The following is a 19,896-nucleotide window of genomic DNA, read 5'->3' as shown; positions in this document are numbered from 1 at the left end:
AGCGCGGCGACGCGCGGATGCCGGTGGGAGGCTCGCCCTCGGCGGTGATCAGGCCCAGCCGAGCTCGTGCAGCCGGTCGTCGTCGATGCCGTAGAAGTGGGCGATCTCGTGGACGAGCGTGACGTGGATCTCGTCGCGCAGCGCGTCCAGATCGTCGCACGCGGCGAGGTGCGGCTCGCGGAACAGCACGATGCGGTCGGGCATCTCGCCGAAGCCGTAGCGCTCGCGCTCGGTGAGGGCGACGCCGTCGTAGTAGCCGAGCAGATCCAGGGTCCCGTCCTCGGGCCGGTCCTCCACGACGAACACGACGTTGTCGAGCCCGTCGACCATGTCGTCCGGGAGCGCGTCGAGCTCGGAGATCACCAGGGCTTCGAAGGCGTCCTCATCCAGCTCGAGCATCCGGGACCTCTCTGCGTCGGCGATCGCTGCCGGTCGCCGGATGTGCGAAGAGGCCCGGAGTCGGAACTCCGGGCCTCTTCCGCTGCATGCACAGCCACTGGGGTGAGTAACGGGGCTCGAACCCGCGACCTCCTAGACCACAACCAGGCGCTCTGCCAACTGAGCTATACCCACCAGGAGCGTGTTCCGGCGGGGTGATCCGCCGAAGCAACTGTACGAGAGTACTACATCCGCGAGGCGAACTCGTCCACGACGGCGGCCGACACGGCCTGCACCTCGGCGGTGCTCGGCCCCGGCTGCTCCACGAACACGGCACGGCGGTAGTACTGCAGCTCGCGGATGCTCTCGAGGATGTCGGCGAGAGCGCGGTGTCCGCCGTGCTTCTTGGGCGCGTTGAAGTAGATGCGCGGGAACCAGCGCCGTGCCAGCTCCTTGATCGTGCTGACGTCGACGTTGCGGTAGTGCAGGTGGCCGTCGAGGCGCGGCATGAACTTCGCGAGGAAGGCGCGGTCGGTGCCGATCGAGTTGCCGGCGAGGGGGGCCTGCTGCTCCGCCGGGACGTGCTTCAGCACGTACTCCAGCACCTCGTACTCGGCCTCCGCGACGCTGACGCCGGAGGGGATCTCGACCAGCAGGCCGGAGGTCTCGTGCATCGACCGGACGAAGTCGCCCATGTTCTCGAGCGCGGTCGCGTCGGGCCGGATGACGAGGGAGAGCCCCTCGTCGAGCGGGTTCAGCTCGAAGTCGGTGACGACGACGGCGATCTCGACGAGCTCGTCGACGGAGAGGTCGAGCCCCGTCATCTCGCAGTCGATCCAGACAAGACGGTCGGGGGCGCTACTCATGCGGGGCAGTCTATCGGCGGCCGCCGACACCCGGTCCGGCCGCCTCGCTCCTCCTACACTGGACCCTCGTGATCACGCTCGCCTGCTGCCTCCTCATCGTCAACGCCGTGTGGAACGCGATCGTCTGGCCGCCCTTCCTCCGCCGCGTCCGCAAGGATCCGCGGGCGCGCGACGCGGACGGCCGCGCGACGACCTTCCTCCGCGTGCACACGGTGCTCATCGGCGTGTCGCTCGCCCTCGCCGTGGTCTCCCTGGTCGTGGGAGTGCTGGGACTCGTCCGGGGCGCCTAGGCCCCGGCGGGCGCGGCCTCTGCGCTTCGGTATCGTGGTCGGAGTCCGCCCCCGTAGCTCAGCGGATAGAGCAGGAGCCTTCTAATCTCTTGGTCGCAGGTTCGATTCCTGCCGGGGGCACCATCGGATCGGGAGCGCGCCGGTCGCCGTCCCTAGTCTTGTCCCGGTGGCGTGCGGATCAGCGTCGACGCCTCGCGCCCGTCCTTCGACCGCGTCGCGGCCTCTCCTCGGGCGGCGCTGCGCTCCTCCGAGGAGTGACGCCCGGCACCCACGGGGTTTTCCTCCGCTCCGGTGACCCTCGGACGAGGACTCGCGGTCGCTCCACCAGTAACACACCGGCAAATCGGAGGCAACACCGGCGTGTTTCCCACCCGAAGTCGTTTGAGTGACATTCAGGCACCTAGTCTTGGGGTGTCCGGAATTACAACGACGTAACGAACGGAGGTACGACCATGCTGCTCCTCGCCATCCTCGGTGGAATCGCCGTCGCGTGGACGATCGTCGCGGCGCCCCTCGCCGTACTGGTCGGCCGAGTCGCCCGTGCACGTGATGCACACAGCTAGTCAGTACACGCACCGCCCGCACCACGGAGAAGGCCCCGATCGCACTCGCGATCGGGGCCTTCTTCTCGTGGTCGGGAGCACTCAGACCGAGCTGCGCTCCTGGCCTCGGTCGTCGTCCGAGGCGGACCGCTCGAACCGGGCCTCGTCCGCCCGGACGACGGCCTCGTCATCGGCCGGCACGTCGTCGCGGTCTCCGTCGGCCGGAGCCGACGGCGTCGCGTCGTGCTCCGCATCCGGCTGCGGCTCGGCGGCAGGAGCCGAGCGCTGCGGGTCGACGGGCGGCAGCTCCTCCACGGGACGCTCGCGCGAGGGCACCTCCAGTCGGTCGACGTCGGCGAGCAGGCGGCGGGTCTCCTCCTGCGAGGCGTCCCCGGCCGACGCTGGGAGGACGATCGTGGGCGTCTGCGGGGCTGCAGAGCCGGAGGCGGAGCCCGCGCCGACGACGACCGGTGCGACGGCGGTCGGTGCGGCGGCGGTCGATCCGGCGGCCGGGGGAGCGGTGCGCTGGGGAGCGGCCTCGGCGGTGCTCGCGGCCCGATCGGACGACGGAGCGGACTCGGCGGAGCGGTCTCGACCCGTCTCCGAGAAGCGCCAGCGCTCGAGGTCGGTGAGGAAGGCCTTCCGGGCGCGTCCGGGCTTGTCCCGCCACTGCACGAGGCGGTCGCGGAACTCGCCCACGCTCGCCTGCGTCTGGTAGCCGCCGGTGCTCGAGGTGTGCTTCAGCTCGGCGAGCTCGTGCGCGGCCCAGTTGGCCGCGACTCCGGAGCCCTTGACGGGCAGGAGGCGCAGGTGCGTCTCGGCCTGCGCGGACGCGCGGTCGCTGAGGACGCGCTCCGGGCTGCTGAGGACGTTCCAGGCCGAGGCGTCGACCGCGGCGTCGACGAGCGTCGCGATGACCGCGTTCTTCCGCTCGTGATCCTGCTGACGGATGAGGCGCGCGATGGACGCTCGGAAGACGGAGGCGATCACGATCGCTCCGACCACCACGGCCAGCAGGACCACAGCGGCCGTGAAGACCGCCTGGTGCCCGTCGCTCGTGCGGATCCAGGACATGAACTCGTTCCACCACTGCATGGGGCGAACGCTATCCGGGGCGGTCGCCGCGGCCCGGTCGGCACGCCGCCGACCGGGCGGATCGGCGCGTCAGGCGACGCGGAAGACCTCGATCGCGTCGTCGACGCTCCAGAACTCGCCGAGCTCGGCGCCGGCGGGCATGCCCGCCCGCAGCAGCCGGGCGCGGTACCGCTCGCCGAGCGGATCCTCGACCAGCTCGATGTGACCGACCACGGCGCCCGAGCCGGTGCTCACGCGCCACAGCCGGGCGTTGACCCGGGTGAGCGTCGGCGGGGTGCGGGTGGCGTGCAGCGTGGACAGGGACATCGGTTCCTCCTGCTCGAGTCTCGGAGCACCCACCGGCCGAGTGCTGTCGCAGACTACGGCCGACCACCGACATCCCCGCCGGGGCGTCAGCGCAGGGTCGTGCCGTGCACCGCGAACTCCTCGATCGCGTCGATCTCCTCCTGTGAGAGGGGGCCGGCGTCCAGCGCGGCGACGTTCTGCTCGAGCTGCGCGACGCTCGACGCGCCGATGATGGCGCTCGTGACGGTGGGCACCCGGAGCACCCAGCTCAGGGCGAGCTGGGCCAGCGACTGGCCGCGCTGCTGCGCGATCGCGTTCAGGCCGCGGGCCCGTGTCAGGTACGCCTCGTCGATCCGGTCGGAGGAGAGGAAGCGCGACGTGGCCGCACGGGACCCCTCCGGCACGGTGCCGTCGAGGTAGCGGTCCGTCAGGAGCCCCTGCGCCAGCGGCGAGAAGACGATGCAGCCGGTGCCGAGCTCGTCGAGCACGGGGAAGAGGCCGTCCTCGGGCCCGCGGTCGAACAGCGAGTAGCGGGGCTGGTGCAGGAGGAGTGGGACTCCGCTGCCCGCCAGTGCCGCCTGCGCGGCCCGGGTCTGCTCGGGCGAGTAGTTCGAGATGCCGGCGTAGAGCGCCTTGCCCGACTCCACCGCCGAGACGAGAGCGCCCATGGTCTCCTCGATCGGAGTCTCCGGGTCCGGACGGTGCGAGTAGAAGACGTCGACGTAGTCGACGCCGATCCGCTGCAGGCTCTGGTCGAGCGAGGAGAGCAGGTACTTGCGCGAGCCGCCGTCCCCGTACGGGCCGGGCCACATGTCGTATCCGGCCTTGGACGAGATGACGATCTCGTCGCGGTACGGGCGGAGGTCCTCCGCGAGGATGCGGCCGAAGGCCGTCTCGGCGGCGCCGTAGGGCGGTCCGTAGTTGTTCGCGAGGTCGAAGTGGGTGACGCCCAGGTCGAACGCGCGGCGGAGGATCGCGCGCTGCGTGTCGAGGGAGCGGTCGGATCCGAAGTTGTGCCAGAGGCCCAGCGACAGGGCGGGCAGCAGCAGGCCGCTCCGTCCGGTGCGTCGGTAGTCCATGCGGTCGTAGCGGGCGGGGGCGGCGTCGTAGCTCACGCCGCGACTCTATTGCAGGGGGCGGATCCGCGGAATGCAGGGGGCGGTGAGCGTGTTGGACCGACTGACGCCTCCGGCACCCCGGTCGCGTCGACGCGACAGGAAGTGAGTCACACGCAATGCGCACATTCGTACTCGCCGGAGGATGCTTCTGGTGTCTGGACGCCGTCTACCGCGTCCTCGACGGCGTGACCGACGTCGTCTCCGGCTACACCGGCGGCCGCACGACCGAGCCCGACTACGAGGACGTCTGCTCCGGGCGCACCGGCCACGCCGAGGCCGTCGCCGTCACCTTCGACCCCGAGGTCATCCCCGAGCAGGTCGTCCTCGACGTCTTCTTCACCCTGCACGACCCGCGACAGCTGAACCGCCAGGGCAACGACGTCGGCACGCAGTACCGCTCGGCGATGTTCTACTCCTCCGACGAGGAGAAGGAGCTGTTCGAGACCGCGCGCGACCGTGCGTCCGAGTGGTGGGACGGCCCGATCGTCACCGAGATCTCGCCGCTGGGCGTCTACTACCCCGCCGAGGACTACCACCAGGACTTCTTCGCGAAGAACCCGGGCCAGGGCTACTGCATGGCGGTCGCACTGCCCAAGGTGAACAAGATCCGCAAGTCCTACTCGAGGTACATCACCGCGTCGTGACGCTCCTCCACAGGGGACGATCCGCTCGTCCTCTCCCCAGAAGGGCCCGCCTCCACCTCGGAGGCGGGCCCTTCGTCGCGACACTGGCCCTGCGGCGCCCGAGCGGTACCAGCCCCCTCCGCCCGGGCGCCGTGCCCGCCGCAGCCGCGGCGGGACAGGAGTAGAGAGGACACGACCATGACCGACACGCTGACCGTCATCGGGACCATCGGCACCGAGCCCCGGAGCATCGACACCTCCAGCGGCACCGCGATGACCAGCTTCCGGCTCGCCTCGACGCAGCGGCGCTACGACCGCTCGGAGCAGCGCTGGGTCGACGTCTCGACCAACTGGTACACCGTCACCGCGTTCAACGGCCTGGCCGGCAACGCGCTGTCCTCCCTGTCGCGCGGCGACCGGATCCTCGTCACCGGGCGGCTCGGGGTGAGGGCCTGGGAGGCGGGAGGCAAGGCCGGTACCGATGTGGTCCTCACGGCCGAGGGCATCGGGCACGACCTCGCCTGGGGGACCAGCAGCTTCACGAAGACCGTCGGGCGCGCCTCTGCTCCCGCCCCCGCCGCCGAGCCCGGGTGGAGCGAGGAGGCGCCGCGCGAGGGCGCCGCGGCGGGGGACTGGGGCGCGTCGGGCCATGACCGCGGTGATGCCGCGCCCGAGCCGCCGGTGGCGGCGGGCGTCGGCGGAGGCGCTCCCGGTCTCTCGGTAGGATCCGGGGAGACCCCGTTCTGATCCGGGGGACCGGAGCGAGAGCCGTCCCGGTCGGGAGGAGCCGGGCGTGACACGGAACCGAGCGGCCCGCATCGCGCTCGTGCTCGGCGGTCTCGCCGTATGCCTCTCCGGCTGCACGTCGCCGTCGGCGCCGGACCCCGTGGTGTCCTCCTCCGCGGCCGAGGCGCCGGCACCGGCGGAGTCCGCCGCACCCGTCGCCTTCGTGCCGGGCGGGACGACGGAGCAGAACCTCCCCGTGTTCGAGCAGACCCTTCGCGCGGCGGCCGAGCCCGATCCGGAGGTGAGCGGCTCCAGCGTGGTCGACGCGCTCGTCGCGGCGGGGTTCTCCCGCGAGTCGATGCAGCTGACAGCGGACGAGACCTCGGTCGGACTCGACGCGGACTCGGTGCAGGTCTCCGTCAAGCTCGGGGAGTCGTGCCTCATCGGCCAGTACGGCCCGAAGAGCGGCGGGGTGCGGGCGGTGATCGCGGCACCGATCGCGACCGGCGCCTGCCTGGTCGGCCGAACCGTCCCGATCCAGGGCTGACGCGCCGGACCCGACCGGGAACCGCCCCGCCATGCGCCCCGGTCGGGGTCGGAAAGGGCGAAAAGATCCTCGACGAGGCCCCTCGCCCGTCGAGCCCGAGAGAGCCCGGAGTTCGCCCGTCGCTCCTGCAGGACCACTCCGACCGGTGCGGATCCGAGCGTGAGCACAGCCTCGTGCGGGCGGACCGGTCGACGATCCCGGTAGTCGGCGGCGCCCTCCCCTCCCCGGGACGCCGCTCAGCACGGTTAGGCTGCCCTGACCGACACGTGTGCCCCAGCGCGGGCACCGCGACGGACGTGCCGACGGGAGTGCTCGGCACGAGGACCACGACGAGGGGGAACTCGCCATGACCACATCCCGACCGCAGACGACGACGCGAGCGAGGTGGAGGCGCACCGCCATCGCGGTCGCGAGCACGGCAGCCGTCGTCCTCGGAGTGACGACAGGAGCCGGAGCGGCCGCCGCCGCGGAGAGCCGGATGGTCGCGCTGACGAGTCCCTACAACTGGTCGACCACCGAGACGTTCTCGGCCGCCCAGATCAGTCCCGTCGCGGGCGACGTCACCGGTCTCGACGTCACGCTCTCCGACTCCGCTCGGCCGACGGGTTCCTATCCGGCGTTCACGACCTACAATTGGGCGATCGGCGACTACGACCTCGCCGGGTCGGCGAAGCTCGCGTCCGGGAGCCGCAGCTTCCGCATCGACCTGAAGCAGCCCCTCGCCTCGTTCGGCAGTGGAACCGTCGCCCTCCAGATCACGGCGCAGAAGCAGCCGATCAAGAACCCCCGGGAGCCGATCGGCCAGCCGGTCGACAGCGGCTACGAGCTGACCACGTCGGCCACCCTCTCCGTCGCCGGAGCCTCCGGCAGCGGCGGCGTCGGCGGGGTAGACCTCAGCGGGACGGCGCAGACGCTCCAGCGCAGCGCCGCCTACTTCGCCTACAGCAACGCCGCTGAGGTGCCGGACGTGAAGGGCGGCGACACCGTCGTCCTCGAGTCCAACCAGCCCGGCTTCTACGACCTCCAGGGGCTCACCGCCTACGTCGGTCCCAGCAGGACCGAGCGGATCCCCGCCCAGGTGGTCGCGGACAACGATCAGTCCAAGGTCACCGTGACGATCCCGTCCAGCGCCTACGACGCCTACAAGGACCGCGTGAGCAGCCTGCTCCAGGTCACCGGCATCAGCAACGGCAGGGTGGAGCAGCCCCGCGGAGCGACCATCACGTCGGACGCCGCAGTCCGCGTCACGGGAAGCGGAGCCACCACCCCGCCGGTCACGCCGACCCCGACGGCCACCGCGACCACCCCGCCGGTCACGCCGACCCCGACCACTCCTCCGGTCACGCCCACGCCGACCGCAACGCCGACCGCCCCGCCCGCCGGCTCGCCGGCCGTCTCGCGCATCTCGGGCACCGACCGTCAGGGCACCGCGGTCGAGGTGTCCAAGCGCACCTTCCCGGCGAACGTCCCCGTCGTCTACGTCGCCACCGGGCAGAACTTCCCGGACGCGCTCAGCGCCGGACCCGCCGCGGCCAAGGCGGGCGGGCCGCTGCTCCTGGTCGACCGCGACTCGATGAGCCAGGTCGTCCGCACCGAGCTGACGCGTCTCAAGCCCGCGAAGATCGTCGTCGTCGGCTCCGAGCTCAGCGTCGGCAGCCAGGTCTACAACGACCTGGCCGGGTACGCGACGAACAGGAACATCACGCGCCTCGGCGGAGTCGACCGCTACGACACCTCGAAGAAGATCCTGCAGTACGCCTTCCCCACCGGCTCCTCGAGGGCCTGGCTGGCGACGGGCGAGAAGTTCCCCGACGCTCTGAGCGCCAGCGCCGCGGCCGGCGCGAAGGACGCTCCGGTGGTGCTGACCAACGGAACCGGCTCCACGGTGGACCCCCTCACCCAGCAGATCATCAGCGGCCTCAAGATCAGGACGCTGACCATCGCGGGCTCCTCGCTCTCGGTCAGCGCCGGCATCGAGCGCTCGATCACGGGCCCGGTGATCACCCGCATCGGCGGGACCGACCGGTACGACACCTCGGAGAAGCTGAACAAGGCGGCCTTCACCTCGGCGAAGACCGTCTACCTCGCGACCGGTGAGAAGTTCCCCGACGCCCTGGCCGGAGCCACGGCGGCGGGCTACACCGGGAGCCCGCTCTTCGCGGTCCAGCCCACCTGCGTGCCCCGGGCGGTCCTCGCCGACATCTCCGCGTCCAGGGCGACGCAGGTGATCCTGCTCGGCAGCACGGACACGCTGTCCGAGGCGGTGGAGCGCCTGACGCCCTGCAGCTGATCCGCACCGTCGTCCGCTGACGCGATCCGCCCTCCCCACCGGCCCGGCCGGAGCGGAGGGCGGTCCGCGTTCAGACGCTCCCTCCGACGCGGACCGGCGAGTTCCCGTTATCCTCGACTGGTGCGGACGGTCCCGCGGCCTGCGCTCCGCGTCGGCCGGGGCCCGGCGTCCCGCCCCGGTCCGAGCCTCCGTCAGCGCCTCCGCGCGGAGCAGGGGACCGGCGGGCGACCCGACTCCGCGCAGACCGACGGACTTGAGGACTGGGCATGGCTGAATACATCTACTCGATGGTGCGCGCGCGGAAGGCGGTCGGCGACAAGCTGATCCTGGACGACGTCACCATGTCGTTCCTGCCGGGAGCGAAGATCGGCGTGGTCGGGCCCAACGGCGCCGGCAAGTCGACGATCCTGAAGATCATGGCGGGGCTGGACACGCCGAGCAACGGCGAGGCGCGGCTCAGCCCGGGCTACACCGTCGGCATCCTGATGCAGGAGCCCGAGCTCGACGAGACCAAGACGGTGCTCGAGAACGTCCAGGAGGGCGTGGGCGAGATCAAGGGCAAGATCGACCGCTTCAACGAGATCTCCCTCGCGATGGCCGACCCGGACGCCGACTTCGACAGCCTCCTCGCCGAGATGGGGACCCTGCAGGAGGCGATCGACGCCGCCGACGCCTGGGACCTGGACTCGCAGCTGGAGCAGGCGATGGACGCGCTGCGCACCCCGCCGGGTGACTCCCTCGTCACCAACCTCTCGGGTGGCGAGAAGCGCCGCGTGGCGCTCACCAAGCTCCTCCTGCAGAAGCCCGACCTGCTGCTGCTCGACGAGCCCACCAACCACCTCGACGCCGAGAGCGTGCTCTGGCTCGAGCAGTTCCTCTCGAAGTACCCCGGCGCCGTGCTCGCCGTCACCCACGACCGGTACTTCCTCGACAACGTCGCGGAGTGGATCGCCGAGGTCGACCGCGGCCACCTCTACCCCTACGAGGGCAACTACTCGACGTACCTCGAGAAGAAGAGCGCCCGCCTGGAGGTCCAGGGCAAGAAGGACGCCAAGCTCGCCAAGCGGCTCACCACCGAGCTCGACTGGGTGCGCAGCAACGCCAAGGGCCGTCAGGCCAAGTCGAAGGCGCGCCTGGCGCGCTACGAGGAGATGGCGGCCGAGGCCGAGAAGACGCGCGTGCTCGATTTCGAGGAGATCGTCATCCCGGTGGGCCCCCGTCTGGGCTCCCAGGTCATCGACGCGAAGAAGCTGCACAAGCAGTTCGGCGAGCGCGTCCTCATCGACGACCTCAGCTTCACGCTGCCCCGCAACGGCATCGTCGGCGTCATCGGCCCGAACGGCGTCGGCAAGACCACGCTCTTCAAGACGATCGTCGGCTTCGAGCCGCTCGACTCGGGCGACCTGAAGATCGGCGAGACGGTCGACATCTCCTACGTCGACCAGAGCCGCGGCGGTATCGACCCGCAGAAGAACCTGTGGGAGGTCGTCTCCGACGGGCACGACTACATCACCGTCGGGAAGACCGAGATCCCCTCCCGCGCCTACGTCTCGCAGTTCGGCTTCAAGGGCCCGGACCAGCAGAAGAAGGCCGGCGTCCTCTCCGGCGGCGAGCGGAACCGCCTCAACCTCGCGCTGACGCTCAAGCAGGGCGGCAACCTGCTCCTGCTCGACGAGCCCACCAACGACCTGGACGTCGAGACCCTGGGCAGCCTCGAGAACGCGCTCCTCGAGTTCCCGGGCTGCGCCGTGGTGATCACGCACGACCGGTGGTTCCTCGACCGCATCGCGACCCACATCCTCGCCTACGAGGGCACCGAGGAGGATCCGGCCAACTGGTACTGGTTCGAGGGCAACTTCGAGGCGTACGAGGAGAACAAGATCGAGCGCCTCGGCCCGGACGCGGCGAAGCCGCACCGCTCCGCGTACCGCAAGCTCACCCGCGACTGATGCGCCTGCACGTCGCCATCCCGCTGCGCTGGTCGGACTTCGACGCCTACGCGCACGTGAACAACGCCGAGATGCTGCGCCTGCTCGAGGAGGCGCGCATTCAGGCGTTCTGGAAGCCGAACTCGCCGCAGCCCGGCGGGATGGCGACGGCGGTGCTCGACGCACGGCCGGGCGCCGAGTCGATCAGCCTCATCGCCCGCCAGGAGATCGAGTACCTCGCGCCGATCCCGTACATGCGCGCGCCGATCGACGTGGAGCTGTGGATCGGGCGGATCGGCGGGGCGAGCCTCGAGGTCTGCTACGAGCTCTACTCGCCCGCCGGCGTCGTCCCGCGGGTGCTCTTCACGAAGGCGGCCACCACTCTGGTGCTGGTCACCGCCGCGACGGGCAGGCCCCAGCGCATCCCGGAGGAGCTCCGCGAGGCGTGGGGCCCCTACGTCGAGGAGCCCATCACCTTCTCGAAGCGGGGCTGAGCTCAGCCCAGGGGGACGCGGACCATGCCCTCCTGGGCGACGCTCGCCACGAGCACGCCATCCTGCGTGTAGATGCGCCCGAGCGAGAGCCCGCGTCCGCCGGACGCGCTCGGCGCCTCCTGCACGTAGAGGAGCCACTGGTCCACGCGCGCGGGGCGGTGCCACCACATCGCGTGGTCGAGGCTCGCGATCCGCAGGCCGGGCGTCGTCCAGGCCGCACCGTGCCGGCGGAGCGTGGATTCGAGGATCGTGTAGTCGCTCGCGTAGGCGAGGGCGGCGCGGTGCAGCATCGGATCGTCCGGCAGCGGTCCGAGCGAGCGCATCCACACGCTCTGGTGCGCGACCCGCTCGGGGTCGGCCCGGAGGTACACCGGCTGCTCGACGTGCCGCACGTCGAAGGGGCGCTGCGTGGCCCAGAAGCTGCCGACCGGGTGGTCGACCCCCGCGAGGATCTCGGCGGTGCTCGGCAGCGACTCCGGGTCGGGGATCCCCTCCGGCATCGGCGCCTGGTGGTCGAGGCCCTCGTCCTCGGTCTGGAACGAGGCGATCATCGAGAGGATGGGGCGTCCGTTCTGGTAGGCCTGCGTCCGCCGCGTGCAAAAGGAGCGGCCGTCGTGGATCCGGTCGACCGAGAACGTGATCGGCAGGGAGACGTCCCCGGGGCGGAGGAAGTACCCGTGCATCGAGTGCACGGAGCGCCCCTCGACGGTGCGACCGGCCGCGATGAGCGACTGCGCGAGGACCTGGCCGCCGAAGACCCGCCCCTCGGGCATCCACTGCGAGGGACCCGTCGAGATGTCCTCGCTGGTGCGGGCGCCGGTGTCCGTCAGGTCGAGCGCGGTGAGGAACGAGGACAGGGGATCGGGCACGGTACCTCCGGGGTGTCGGGCGGTGGGGCGAGCGGCGCGGGGTAAGTTTATCGACGCGATGAGTTCGTCCTTCTCCCTGGCGGATCCGCCCAGCCTGTCGGATCTGCGCGTCTTCCTCGGCCGTTCGGCCCGGGTCGAGGACGGTGCGGTCCGGCTCCTCGCCGACGACCACGTGCTGGCCGCCTACACGCCTATCCTCCAGCCCCGCGGTCTGCTCGACCGCTCCGCGACCGTGCTGGGGCTGCGCGTCTTCGCGCTCGACGAGCCCGCCGGCTTCGACCGGGTCGTGCCGATCCGTGCGCTGTCGGACCGCCTCGCCCGCCTGCAGTGGGAGCCGGGCGGAGCGGACGGCAAGCCGGTCGTCCTGCCCGACGGCGACGACGCGACGGCGGGGCCCTGGGCGGGCGTCTCCCCGCCCCGCGGCGGCTGGACCCGGCGCGAGCCCGTGGACCCGGGCTTCCTGGAGCGCGTCGCGCGCGAGGGGATCGACGAGATCGCGGCGGCCGTCGGCTCCGAGACGGGCGAGCAGATCGTCGGCCGCGTGCGGTCGAGCGTCTGGGGCCGCCCGCTCGACGGCCTCGAGGACGTCCCGGCGGGAGCGGCGTTCGCCCTCTTCGCGCTCGGGTTCCTCGGCGCCGACGACCCGGTCGCCCTGCTCGAGAGCGGCGCCTGGCGCCGCCTCACCTCACGGCGCGGACACGTGCTGGTCCGCACCCCGGGCTGAGCGGCTACTCCTCGAAGGTGTTCACCATCGCGTGGGCGGCGCGCTCCAGGTAGTCCCAGAGCAGGGCGTCGTCGGCCGGAGCGAGCTCGAGATCGTCGACGGCCGTCCGCATGTGCTGGAGCCAGTGGTCGCGGGCCTCGGGGTTGATCCGGAAGGGCTGGTGCCGCATCCGCAGGCGCGGGTGGCCGCGCTCCTCGCTGTAGGTGCCCGGCCCGCCCCAGTACTGCTCGAGGAAGCCGGTCAGCCGCTGGATCGCGCCCTCGAGGTCGTGCTCGGGGTACATCGGCCAGAGGACCTCGTCCTCGCGGACGCCCTCGTAGAAGCGGCGGACCAGGCGCTCGAACGTCGGCCGGCCGCCGATGTGCTCCCAGAAGCTGCGCAGCGGAGGCGTGCCGCCGATCTGCAGGCCGCTCACGAGCGCGCTCCCGTCGGGCCGGAGGTGCCGCCGCCGTCCTGGGGCGGCGTCCCGCTCCCGCGCCGCAGCGCGCGGGGGAGTCGCACGGGCTTGCCGTGCTCGGTGCTGATCGTGGGGGAGGGCGTGGTCCGCGGCGGTTTGGCGCCTCCGACGCTCGTCGCCCCCTCGAAGCCCTCGAGGACGACGGTGGCCAGCGAGGGGAGCTTCACGTCGAGCGCGTCGAGCGACTTCTTCAGGCGCAGGCGCAGCTCGCGGGCGACGTCGTCCTTGGCGGTGGTGCGGGTCTTGACCACGACCCGGATGACCAGGGCGTCGTCGGCGATGGACTCCAGGCCCCAGAGCTCGGGCTTGTCGATGATCCGGGCCCGCCAGCGACTGCTCGCCGCCAGCTCGTTCGCGGTCGCGAGGACCGTGGACTGCACCTGCTCGAGGTCCGTCTCGTAAGGCACGGCCAGGTCGACGATGACGCGCGACCAGCCCTGCGACATGTTCCCGACCCGGACGATCTCGCCGTTGCGGACGAACCAGAGGGTGCCGTTGACGTCGCGGATCTGCGTCACCCGGACGCCGACCGACTCGACCACGCCCGTCGCCTGCCCGGTGTCGACGACGTCGCCGACCCCGAGCTGGTCCTCTGCGACCATGAACAGCCCGTTCAGGACGTCCTTGACGATGTTCTGCGCGCCGAAGCCGAGGCCCGCGCCGAGGGCGGCCGTCAGCAGGGCGAAGGAGCCGATGAGGTCCTTGTCGATCGTCGTCACGATCATGACCAGGGCGATGACGACGATCAGGATCGAGCTCAGGTTGTTGAGGATCGACCCGAGCGTGCGCGTGCGCTGCACCACCCGCACGGCCGCGAGCGGCGACGCGGCGATCGACTGAGTGTCCTCGACGCGCTGGCGGCGCTTCACTCCCGACACGATCTGGTCGACGACGCGGCCGATCACGAAGTGGGCGATGACGCGCACCAGCAGCGCGCCCAGCACGATCCCGAGGATCGCGACCACCTTCCAGAAGGGCTCGGACTCGAAGAAGGAGACGGTGGCGGCGACAGGATCCGGGGTGGAGGTCTGAAGAAGCAGCATGACCGCTCCAGGCTACGGGACGCCTCCCTCCGAGACGGGTGCACGAGCCCCGAGCGCGTATAGATTCGAGGCGGGTCCGCTCGGACCCGGACACCGCCCTGGGAAGGACGCCCGATGCTCCACTCCACCCGGACTCCCGCCGAGAAGCGCCGCGTCTTCCGCGAGCGCCTCGCCTCGGGCGAGCTGCTGCAGCTGCCCGGCGCGTTCACTCCGCTCTCCGCGCGCCTCATCGAGGCGAAGGGCTTCGACGGGATCTACGTGTCGGGCGCCGTGCTCTCGGCCGAGCTGGGGCTGCCGGACATCGGGCTCACCACGCTCAGCGAGGTGGCCGGCCGCTCGCAGCAGATCGCGCGCCTGACCGACCTGCCGGTCCTCGTCGACGCGGACACCGGCTTCGGTGAGCCGCTGAACGTCGCTCGCACGGTGCAGATGCTCGAGGACGCCGGAGTCGCGGGGCTGCACATCGAGGACCAGGTGAACCCCAAGCGCTGCGGGCACCTCGACGGCAAGGCGGTCGTCGACGAGGCGACCTCGGTGCGGAGGATCGCGGCGGCCGTCGACGCGCGCCGCGACTCCGACCTGGTGATCATGGCCCGCACCGACATCCGCGCCCTCGACGGCCTGCCGGCCGCGATCGACCGCGCCAAGCGCCTCGTCGACGCCGGAGCCGACGCAGTGTTCCCCGAGGCGATGCGCGACCTGTCCGAGTTCGAGGCTGTGCGCGCCGCGATCGACGTGCCGATCCTCGCCAACATGACCGAGTTCGGCAAGAGCGAGCTGTTCACCGCGCAGCAGCTCGCCGACGTCGGCGTGAACGTCGTGATCCACCCGGTCTCGCTGCTCCGGATCGCGATGGGCGCCGCGATGCGGGCACTCGACGCCCTCAAGGCGGAGGGCTCGCTCCGCTCGGAGGTCGCGGGCATGCAGACGCGCGCCGAGCTCTACGAGCTCCTCGACTACGCCTCGTACAGCCGCTTCGACGAGGGCGTCTTCGACTTCTCGCTCGCCGACCACTACGGCGCCTGAGCGCGCCGACCCGCACGAACCGGCGGCGCTCCCCGGCGCCGCCGCCCGCCTCTCGCGAAGGAGCGAAGGATGAGCACGACCGATCAGGACATCCGCAAGGGACTCGTGGGGGTCGTCGTCGACACGACGGCCGTCTCGAAGGTCGACCCGGCGTCGAACTCGCTGCTCTACCGCGGCTACCCCGTGCAGGAGCTCGCGGCGGGGACCTCGTTCGAGGACGTGGCCTGGCTGCTCTGGCACGGCGAGCTCCCCACTGCGGAGGAGGCGGCCGGGCTGGCCGCCGTGGAGCGGGCCCACCGCGCCCTGGCCCCCGAGGTGCGCACCGTGATCGACCTGCTGCCGCTGTCGGCGCACCCGATGGACGTGGTGCGGACGGCGGTGAGCGTCCTGGGCGCGCTCGAGGAGGATCCGGACGCCGACGCTCCCGAGGCCGTGCTGGAGCGCTCCGTGCGGCTCTGGGCGGCACTGCCGGCGATCGTCGCCTACGCTCAGCGCCGCCTGCGCGGCCTCGAGCCGATCGATCCGCGCGACGACCTCGACTACTCCGAGAACTTCCTCTGGACGACCTTCGGCGAGGTGCCGGAGCCGGTCGTCGTCGACGCGTTCCGCGTCTCGCTGGTGCTCTACGCCGAGCACTCCTTCAACGCCTCGACCTTCACGGCCCGCGTCGTGACGTCGACGCTGTCGGACGTCCACTCCGCCGTGACCGCCGCCGTGGGAGCGCTCAAGGGACCGCTCCACGGCGGGGCGAACGAGGCCGTGCTGCACGTGCTCGACGAGGTCGGCACCGGACCGGAGGCGGACCGGCGGTCCCGCGAGTGGCTCGCCGAGGCTCTCGGACAGCGCCGGAAGGTCATGGGGTTCGGCCACCGGGTCTACAAGTCGGGCGACTCGCGGGTGCCGACCATGGACGCCGCTCTCCGGCGGCTCGCCGAGCACGAGGGGGCCGGCGAGATGATGGAGCTGTACGACGCTCTGGCCGCGGCGATGGCCGAGCGGACGGGCATCCTGCCGAACCTCGACTACCCGTCCGGCCCCGCCTACCGGCTGATGGGCTTCGACACCGGGATCTTCACTCCGCTGTTCGTCGCCGCGCGGGTGGTGGGCTGGACGGCCCACGTGATCGAGCAGCGGGGCTCGAACGCGCTCATCCGGCCGCTGTCCGCCTATGACGGGCCGGAGCGCCGCTCGGTCCCGCAGCGCTAGGCGCCGGGAGCGGGGAGAGCCGCCCGGTCCCGCAGCGCCGAGCGCCGGGGGACCGGGCGGCTCACTGTCAGCCCCGGGTGTCGCGCTCCTGGGCGCGGAGCGCACGCTCCACGCCGGCCAGGTTCTCGATCACGAGTCGGCGCAGCGCCGGGACCTCCGGGTTCGCGTCGAGCCAGGCGCGGGTGGCGTCGACGATCTCCTGCGAGGGCGTGGCGGCCGGGTAGAAGCCGACGACCAGGTACTCGGCGATCTTGTAGCTCTTCGACTCCCAGAGGGTGCGGAGGGCGTCGAAGTAGACCGGGACCATCGCGTCGAGCAGGCGCGGGTCGGCGGCGCGCTGGAAGCCCAGGCCCGTCGAGCGGACGATCGTGTTCGGTGCCGAGTCGTCGGCCGTGACGGAGTCCCACGCCGCGCGCTTCGCCTCCGCGGTCGGCAGTGCGGCACGGGCGTGCGCGGCCGACTGCTGACCGGTCGCCGTGTTGTCCGAGGCGAGCGCCGCGTCGATGTCGTCCGCACCGGCCCGCCCGCCGGCGACGAGAGCGATCAGCAGCTCCCAGCCGAGGTCGGTGTCGATGTCGAGGCCGCCGAGGGCGGTGGAGCCGTCGAGCAGCGCCTGCACGGCCTCGAGGTGCGCCGGGGTGGACGCGATCGCCGCGAAGAACTTCACGAACTGGAACTGCGCGTCGCTGCCCGGCTCGGCGCTCTGCGCGAGCGTCCACAGCTGATCGCCCGCCTCCTCGAGGACCTCGGCCCGGTACTCCGGAGCGACGTACTGGGTGACGGTGGCGACGAGCTGGTTGAGCACCGTCCGCAGGGTCGTGGACTCGGTCTCGGTCGCGACGTTGCCCAGGACGAGGCGGACGAAGTCGCGCGGCGCCGACTCGGCGTCGCGGGTCGAGTCCCAGACCGAGCCCCAGACCAGCGAGCGGGCCAGGGGGCTGTCGATGCTCGCGAGGTGCTCGACGGCCACGGCGAGCGAGGCGTCGTCGAGGCGGACCTTCGCGTAGGCGAGGTCGTCGTCGTTGAGCAGCACGAGCGCCGGACGAGTGCGGCCGATCAGCTCGGGCACCTCGGTGCGCTCCCCGTCGACGTCCAGCTCGAGGCGGTCGACGCGGACGAGGCGCTCGCCCTCGAAGTCGTACAGGCCGATCGCCAGGCGGTGCGGGCGGATCGTCGGGTACTCCTCGACCGCGGTCTGCAGGATCGCGAAGGACGCGATCGCTCCGCTCTCGTCGACCGCGATCTCGGGGCGGAGCGTGTTCACGCCGGCCGTCTCGAGCCACTGCGCCGACCACTCGGTGAGGTCGCGCCCGCTGGTGGCCTCCAGCTCGACCAGCAGGTCGCGCAGCTCCGTGTTCGAGAAGGCGTGCTTGACGAAGTACTCGTGGACGCCGGCGAGGAACTCCTTCTCGCCGACCCACGCGACGAGCTGCTTGAGCACCGAGGCGCCCTTGGCGTAGGTGATGCCGTCGAAGTTGACCTGGACGTCCTCGAGGTCGTTGATGGTCGCGACGATCGGGTGGGTCGAGGGCAGCTGGTCCTGGCGGTAGGCCCAGCTCTTCTCCATCGCGGCGAAGGTGGTCCACGCCTCGGTCCACTCCGTCGCCTCCGCGGTGGCGAGGGTGGAGGCGTACTCGGCGAACGACTCGTTGAGCCAGAGGTCGTTCCACCACTTCATCGTGACCAGGTCGCCGAACCACATGTGGGCGAGCTCGTGGAGGATCGTGACGACCCGGCGCTCCTTGATCGCGTCCGTCACCTTGGAGCGGAACACGTAGGTCTCGGTGAAGGTCACCGCTCCCGCGTTCTCCATCGCGCCGGCGTTGAACTCGGGGACGAACAGCTGGTCGTACTTCGCGAACGGGTACGGGACGCCGAACTTCTCCTCGTAGAAGGCGAAGCCCTGCTTCGTCTTCTCGAACACGTAGTCGGCGTCGAGGAAGGGCGCGAGCGAGGCCCGGGCGAAGACCCCCAGCGGGATGGTGCGGCCGTCGGAGGAGACGAGCGATTCGGTCTCGACGACGTAGGGTCCGGCGACGAGGGCCGTGATGTAGGAGGAGATGCGCGGGGTGGGCTCGAAGCTCCAGGTCGCGATCCCCTCGCCCGCCGGGACCGGCTCGGGAGTGGGCTGGTTCGACACGACCTGCCACTGCGCGGGCGCGGTGACGGTGAAGCGGAACTCGGCCTTGAGGTCCGGCTGCTCGAACACCGCGAAGACGCGGCGAGAGTCGGGCACCTCGAACTGCGAGTACAGGTACACCTCGCCGTCGACGGGGTCGACGAAGCGGTGCAGGCCCTCGCCCGTGTTGGTGTAGAGCATGTCGGCGACGACGGTGAGCTCGTTGTCCGCAGCCAGGGAGTCGAGGCGGATCCGGACGCCGTCGGCGACGTCGGCGGGGTCGAGCTCCGCGCCGTTGAGGGTGACGGAGTGGACCGTGCCCGTGACGGCGTCGATGAAGCTCGAGGCGCCCTCGGTGGCGGAGAATCGCACCGTGGTCGTGCTGAGGAAGGTCTCGGCTCCCCGGGTCAGGTCGAGGGCGATGTCGTAGTCGTGGACCTGGATCAGCGAGGCGCGCTCCTGCGCCTCGCTCCGGGTGAGGTTGTCTCCTGGCACGGGGGTGCTCCATCCGTTCGTCTCGGGCGCTGCCGCGGGCGCCGGGGTGCGGGCGCCGCCGATCCACCCTAGAGCTGCCGGGACCCGCCGTGGAGCCCCGTGGCGCCGATCCTGCGGAGCCGCCGGGGAGCGCGGACGCGGCCGCGGCGAGCGGCGTAGCGTGTCCCCATGACCTCTGTGGACTTCTGGTTCGACCCCTCCTGCCCGTGGGCCTGGATGACCTCGCGATTCGTGGACGAGGTGACGCCCGCGCGCGACCTCGACGTGCAGTGGCACATCATGAGCCTCGCCGTCCTCAACGAGGACAAGGACGTGGACGACTCGTACCGCGCCTTCCTCCCGCGCGCGCTGCGCTACACGCGCCTGGTCGCCGCCGTCGCCGAGCGCGAGGGCCGCGAGCACGTCAAGCCGCTCTACGACGCGCTCGGCACCCGGATCCACCCGGGCGGGCGCACCGACGTCGACGCGGTGATCGCCGAGTCGCTCGCCGAGCTCGGCCTGCCCGCGGAGCTCGCCGCCCGCGCCGACTCGGACGAGTACGACGAGCCGATGCGCGCCTCCCACTTCGACGGGATCGAGCGGGTCGGCCAGGACGTCGGCACCCCGGTCATCGCGATCGGCGACGTCGCCTTCTTCGGCCCCGTCATCTCGCCGATCCCGAGGGGCGAGCAGGCGCTGACCCTCTGGGACGGCATCGTCGCCGCCGCCTCCTTCGACGGCTTCTTCGAGCTCAAGCGCTCGCGGACCCGCGACCCGCAGTTCGACTGAGCCGACC

20 protein-coding genes and 2 tRNA genes are annotated in these 19,896 nt (G+C 71.5%); 12 read left to right on the top strand and 10 right to left on the bottom strand.

Translation table 11 applies throughout. The annotated features are described in order from the left end of the window. Window positions 1-48 precede the first annotated feature (48 nt). From GSU40_RS08565 to orn, 3 genes are all read right to left on the bottom strand, one after another. Window positions 49-399 (bottom strand): metallopeptidase family protein, encoded by a 351-nt coding sequence (locus GSU40_RS08565; RefSeq protein WP_104223719.1) that lies wholly within the window; start codon window positions 397-399, stop codon window positions 49-51. Between the two features lie 98 nt (window positions 400-497). Further along, window positions 498-573 (bottom strand) — tRNA-His (locus GSU40_RS08560). A 50-nt stretch (window positions 574-623) separates the two neighbouring features. Beyond that, window positions 624-1,244 (bottom strand): oligoribonuclease, encoded by a 621-nt coding sequence (gene orn, locus GSU40_RS08555; RefSeq protein ID WP_104223718.1) that lies wholly within the window; start codon window positions 1,242-1,244, stop codon window positions 624-626. Between the two features lie 68 nt (window positions 1,245-1,312). Between orn and GSU40_RS08550 the strand changes: the two genes are divergently transcribed. Both GSU40_RS08550 and GSU40_RS08545 read left to right on the top strand, forming a co-directional pair. Beyond that, the gene (locus GSU40_RS08550) at window positions 1,313-1,534 is read left to right on the top strand and encodes a hypothetical protein (RefSeq protein ID WP_104223717.1); all 222 of its coding nucleotides are present in this window, start codon (window positions 1,313-1,315) and stop codon (window positions 1,532-1,534) included. 47 nt (window positions 1,535-1,581) lie between these two features. After that, window positions 1,582-1,657, top strand: a tRNA-Arg gene (locus GSU40_RS08545). A gap of 521 nt (window positions 1,658-2,178) precedes the next feature. Here GSU40_RS08545 and GSU40_RS08540 read toward each other — a convergent pair. The 3 genes from GSU40_RS08540 to GSU40_RS08530 all read right to left on the bottom strand — a co-directional run bounded on the left by GSU40_RS08540 (window position 2,179) and on the right by GSU40_RS08530 (window position 4,571). Beyond that, on the bottom strand, window positions 2,179-3,171 hold the full coding sequence (locus GSU40_RS08540) for a hypothetical protein (protein ID WP_160034453.1): 993 nt from the start codon (window positions 3,169-3,171) through the stop codon (window positions 2,179-2,181). Between the two features lie 69 nt (window positions 3,172-3,240). Next, the gene (locus GSU40_RS08535) at window positions 3,241-3,477 is read right to left on the bottom strand and encodes a hypothetical protein (RefSeq protein WP_104223715.1); all 237 of its coding nucleotides are present in this window, start codon (window positions 3,475-3,477) and stop codon (window positions 3,241-3,243) included. 86 nt (window positions 3,478-3,563) lie between these two features. Continuing rightward, window positions 3,564-4,571, bottom strand: coding sequence for an aldo/keto reductase (locus GSU40_RS08530; protein ID WP_104223714.1), 1,008 nt, complete (start codon window positions 4,569-4,571; stop codon window positions 3,564-3,566). A gap of 119 nt (window positions 4,572-4,690) precedes the next feature. On the opposite strand from GSU40_RS08530, the gene msrA reads away from it, so the two are divergent. The 6 genes from msrA to GSU40_RS08500 all read left to right on the top strand — a co-directional run bounded on the left by msrA (window position 4,691) and on the right by GSU40_RS08500 (window position 11,182). Further along, complete coding sequence (msrA, locus tag GSU40_RS08525; RefSeq protein WP_104223713.1) at window positions 4,691-5,218, top strand: peptide-methionine (S)-S-oxide reductase MsrA; 528 nt, start codon at window positions 4,691-4,693, stop codon at window positions 5,216-5,218. A gap of 177 nt (window positions 5,219-5,395) precedes the next feature. Beyond that, the gene (locus GSU40_RS08520; RefSeq protein WP_160034451.1) at window positions 5,396-5,944 is read left to right on the top strand and encodes a single-stranded DNA-binding protein; all 549 of its coding nucleotides are present in this window, start codon (window positions 5,396-5,398) and stop codon (window positions 5,942-5,944) included. Between the two features lie 46 nt (window positions 5,945-5,990). After that, window positions 5,991-6,470, top strand: coding sequence for a hypothetical protein (locus GSU40_RS08515; RefSeq protein ID WP_104223710.1), 480 nt, complete (start codon window positions 5,991-5,993; stop codon window positions 6,468-6,470). 346 nt (window positions 6,471-6,816) lie between these two features. Continuing rightward, on the top strand, window positions 6,817-8,760 hold the full coding sequence (locus tag GSU40_RS08510) for a cell wall-binding repeat-containing protein (protein ID WP_160034449.1): 1,944 nt from the start codon (window positions 6,817-6,819) through the stop codon (window positions 8,758-8,760). 266 nt (window positions 8,761-9,026) lie between these two features. Next, window positions 9,027-10,709 (top strand): energy-dependent translational throttle protein EttA, encoded by a 1,683-nt coding sequence (gene ettA / locus GSU40_RS08505; protein WP_104223708.1) that lies wholly within the window; start codon window positions 9,027-9,029, stop codon window positions 10,707-10,709. Continuing rightward, complete coding sequence (locus tag GSU40_RS08500) at window positions 10,709-11,182, top strand: thioesterase family protein (protein ID WP_160034447.1); 474 nt, start codon at window positions 10,709-10,711, stop codon at window positions 11,180-11,182. The genes ettA and GSU40_RS08500 overlap by 1 nt, the downstream gene beginning before the upstream one ends. Window positions 11,183-11,184: 2 nt before the next feature. Here GSU40_RS08500 and GSU40_RS08495 read toward each other — a convergent pair whose 3' ends face one another. After that, window positions 11,185-12,051, bottom strand: coding sequence for an acyl-CoA thioesterase II (locus GSU40_RS08495; RefSeq protein WP_244229429.1), 867 nt, complete (start codon window positions 12,049-12,051; stop codon window positions 11,185-11,187). A 58-nt stretch (window positions 12,052-12,109) separates the two neighbouring features. On the opposite strand from GSU40_RS08495, the gene GSU40_RS08490 reads away from it, so the two are divergent. Beyond that, a complete protein-coding gene (locus GSU40_RS08490; RefSeq protein ID WP_104247302.1) occupies window positions 12,110-12,775 on the top strand; it encodes a hypothetical protein in 666 nt (221 codons plus the stop codon). Window positions 12,776-12,779: 4 nt separating this feature from the next. Here the strand turns inward: GSU40_RS08490 and GSU40_RS08485 are convergent, their stop codons facing one another. Together GSU40_RS08485 and GSU40_RS08480 are read right to left on the bottom strand one after the other, a co-directional pair. Further along, entirely contained in the window at window positions 12,780-13,190 is a 411-nt protein-coding gene (locus GSU40_RS08485) for a globin (RefSeq protein ID WP_279630823.1), read from the bottom strand. Beyond that, window positions 13,187-14,275, bottom strand: a complete 1,089-nt coding sequence (locus tag GSU40_RS08480) for a mechanosensitive ion channel family protein (protein WP_104223705.1) — start codon at window positions 14,273-14,275, stop codon at window positions 13,187-13,189. The genes GSU40_RS08485 and GSU40_RS08480 overlap by 4 nt, the downstream gene beginning before the upstream one ends. 114 nt (window positions 14,276-14,389) lie before the next feature. On the opposite strand from GSU40_RS08480, the gene prpB reads away from it, so the two are divergent. Together prpB and GSU40_RS08470 are read left to right on the top strand one after the other, a co-directional pair. Further along, window positions 14,390-15,301 (top strand): methylisocitrate lyase, encoded by a 912-nt coding sequence (prpB, locus tag GSU40_RS08475; RefSeq protein WP_160034445.1) that lies wholly within the window; start codon window positions 14,390-14,392, stop codon window positions 15,299-15,301. Between the two features lie 69 nt (window positions 15,302-15,370). Beyond that, window positions 15,371-16,507 carry a bifunctional 2-methylcitrate synthase/citrate synthase gene (locus tag GSU40_RS08470; protein ID WP_104232531.1) on the top strand — a complete coding sequence of 379 codons (1,137 nt, stop codon included), beginning with the start codon at window positions 15,371-15,373 and terminating at the stop codon, window positions 16,505-16,507. A gap of 67 nt (window positions 16,508-16,574) precedes the next feature. Here GSU40_RS08470 and pepN read toward each other — a convergent pair whose 3' ends face one another. Beyond that, window positions 16,575-19,121: an aminopeptidase N gene (pepN, locus tag GSU40_RS08465; protein WP_160034443.1), complete on the bottom strand. Its 2,547-nt coding sequence runs from the start codon at window positions 19,119-19,121 to the stop codon at window positions 16,575-16,577. Between the two features lie 168 nt (window positions 19,122-19,289). Here pepN and GSU40_RS08460 point away from each other — a divergent pair, with 168 nt between their 5' ends. Next, window positions 19,290-19,889 (top strand): DsbA family protein, encoded by a 600-nt coding sequence (locus tag GSU40_RS08460; RefSeq protein WP_160034441.1) that lies wholly within the window; start codon window positions 19,290-19,292, stop codon window positions 19,887-19,889. The last annotated feature ends 7 nt before the right edge of the window (window positions 19,890-19,896 follow it).

The sequence above is a fragment of the Rathayibacter sp. VKM Ac-2805 genome, from assembly GCF_009834265.1.
Lineage (GTDB): Bacteria > Actinomycetota > Actinomycetes > Actinomycetales > Microbacteriaceae > Rathayibacter.
This window is presented reverse-complemented; position numbering and strand designations above follow the sequence as displayed.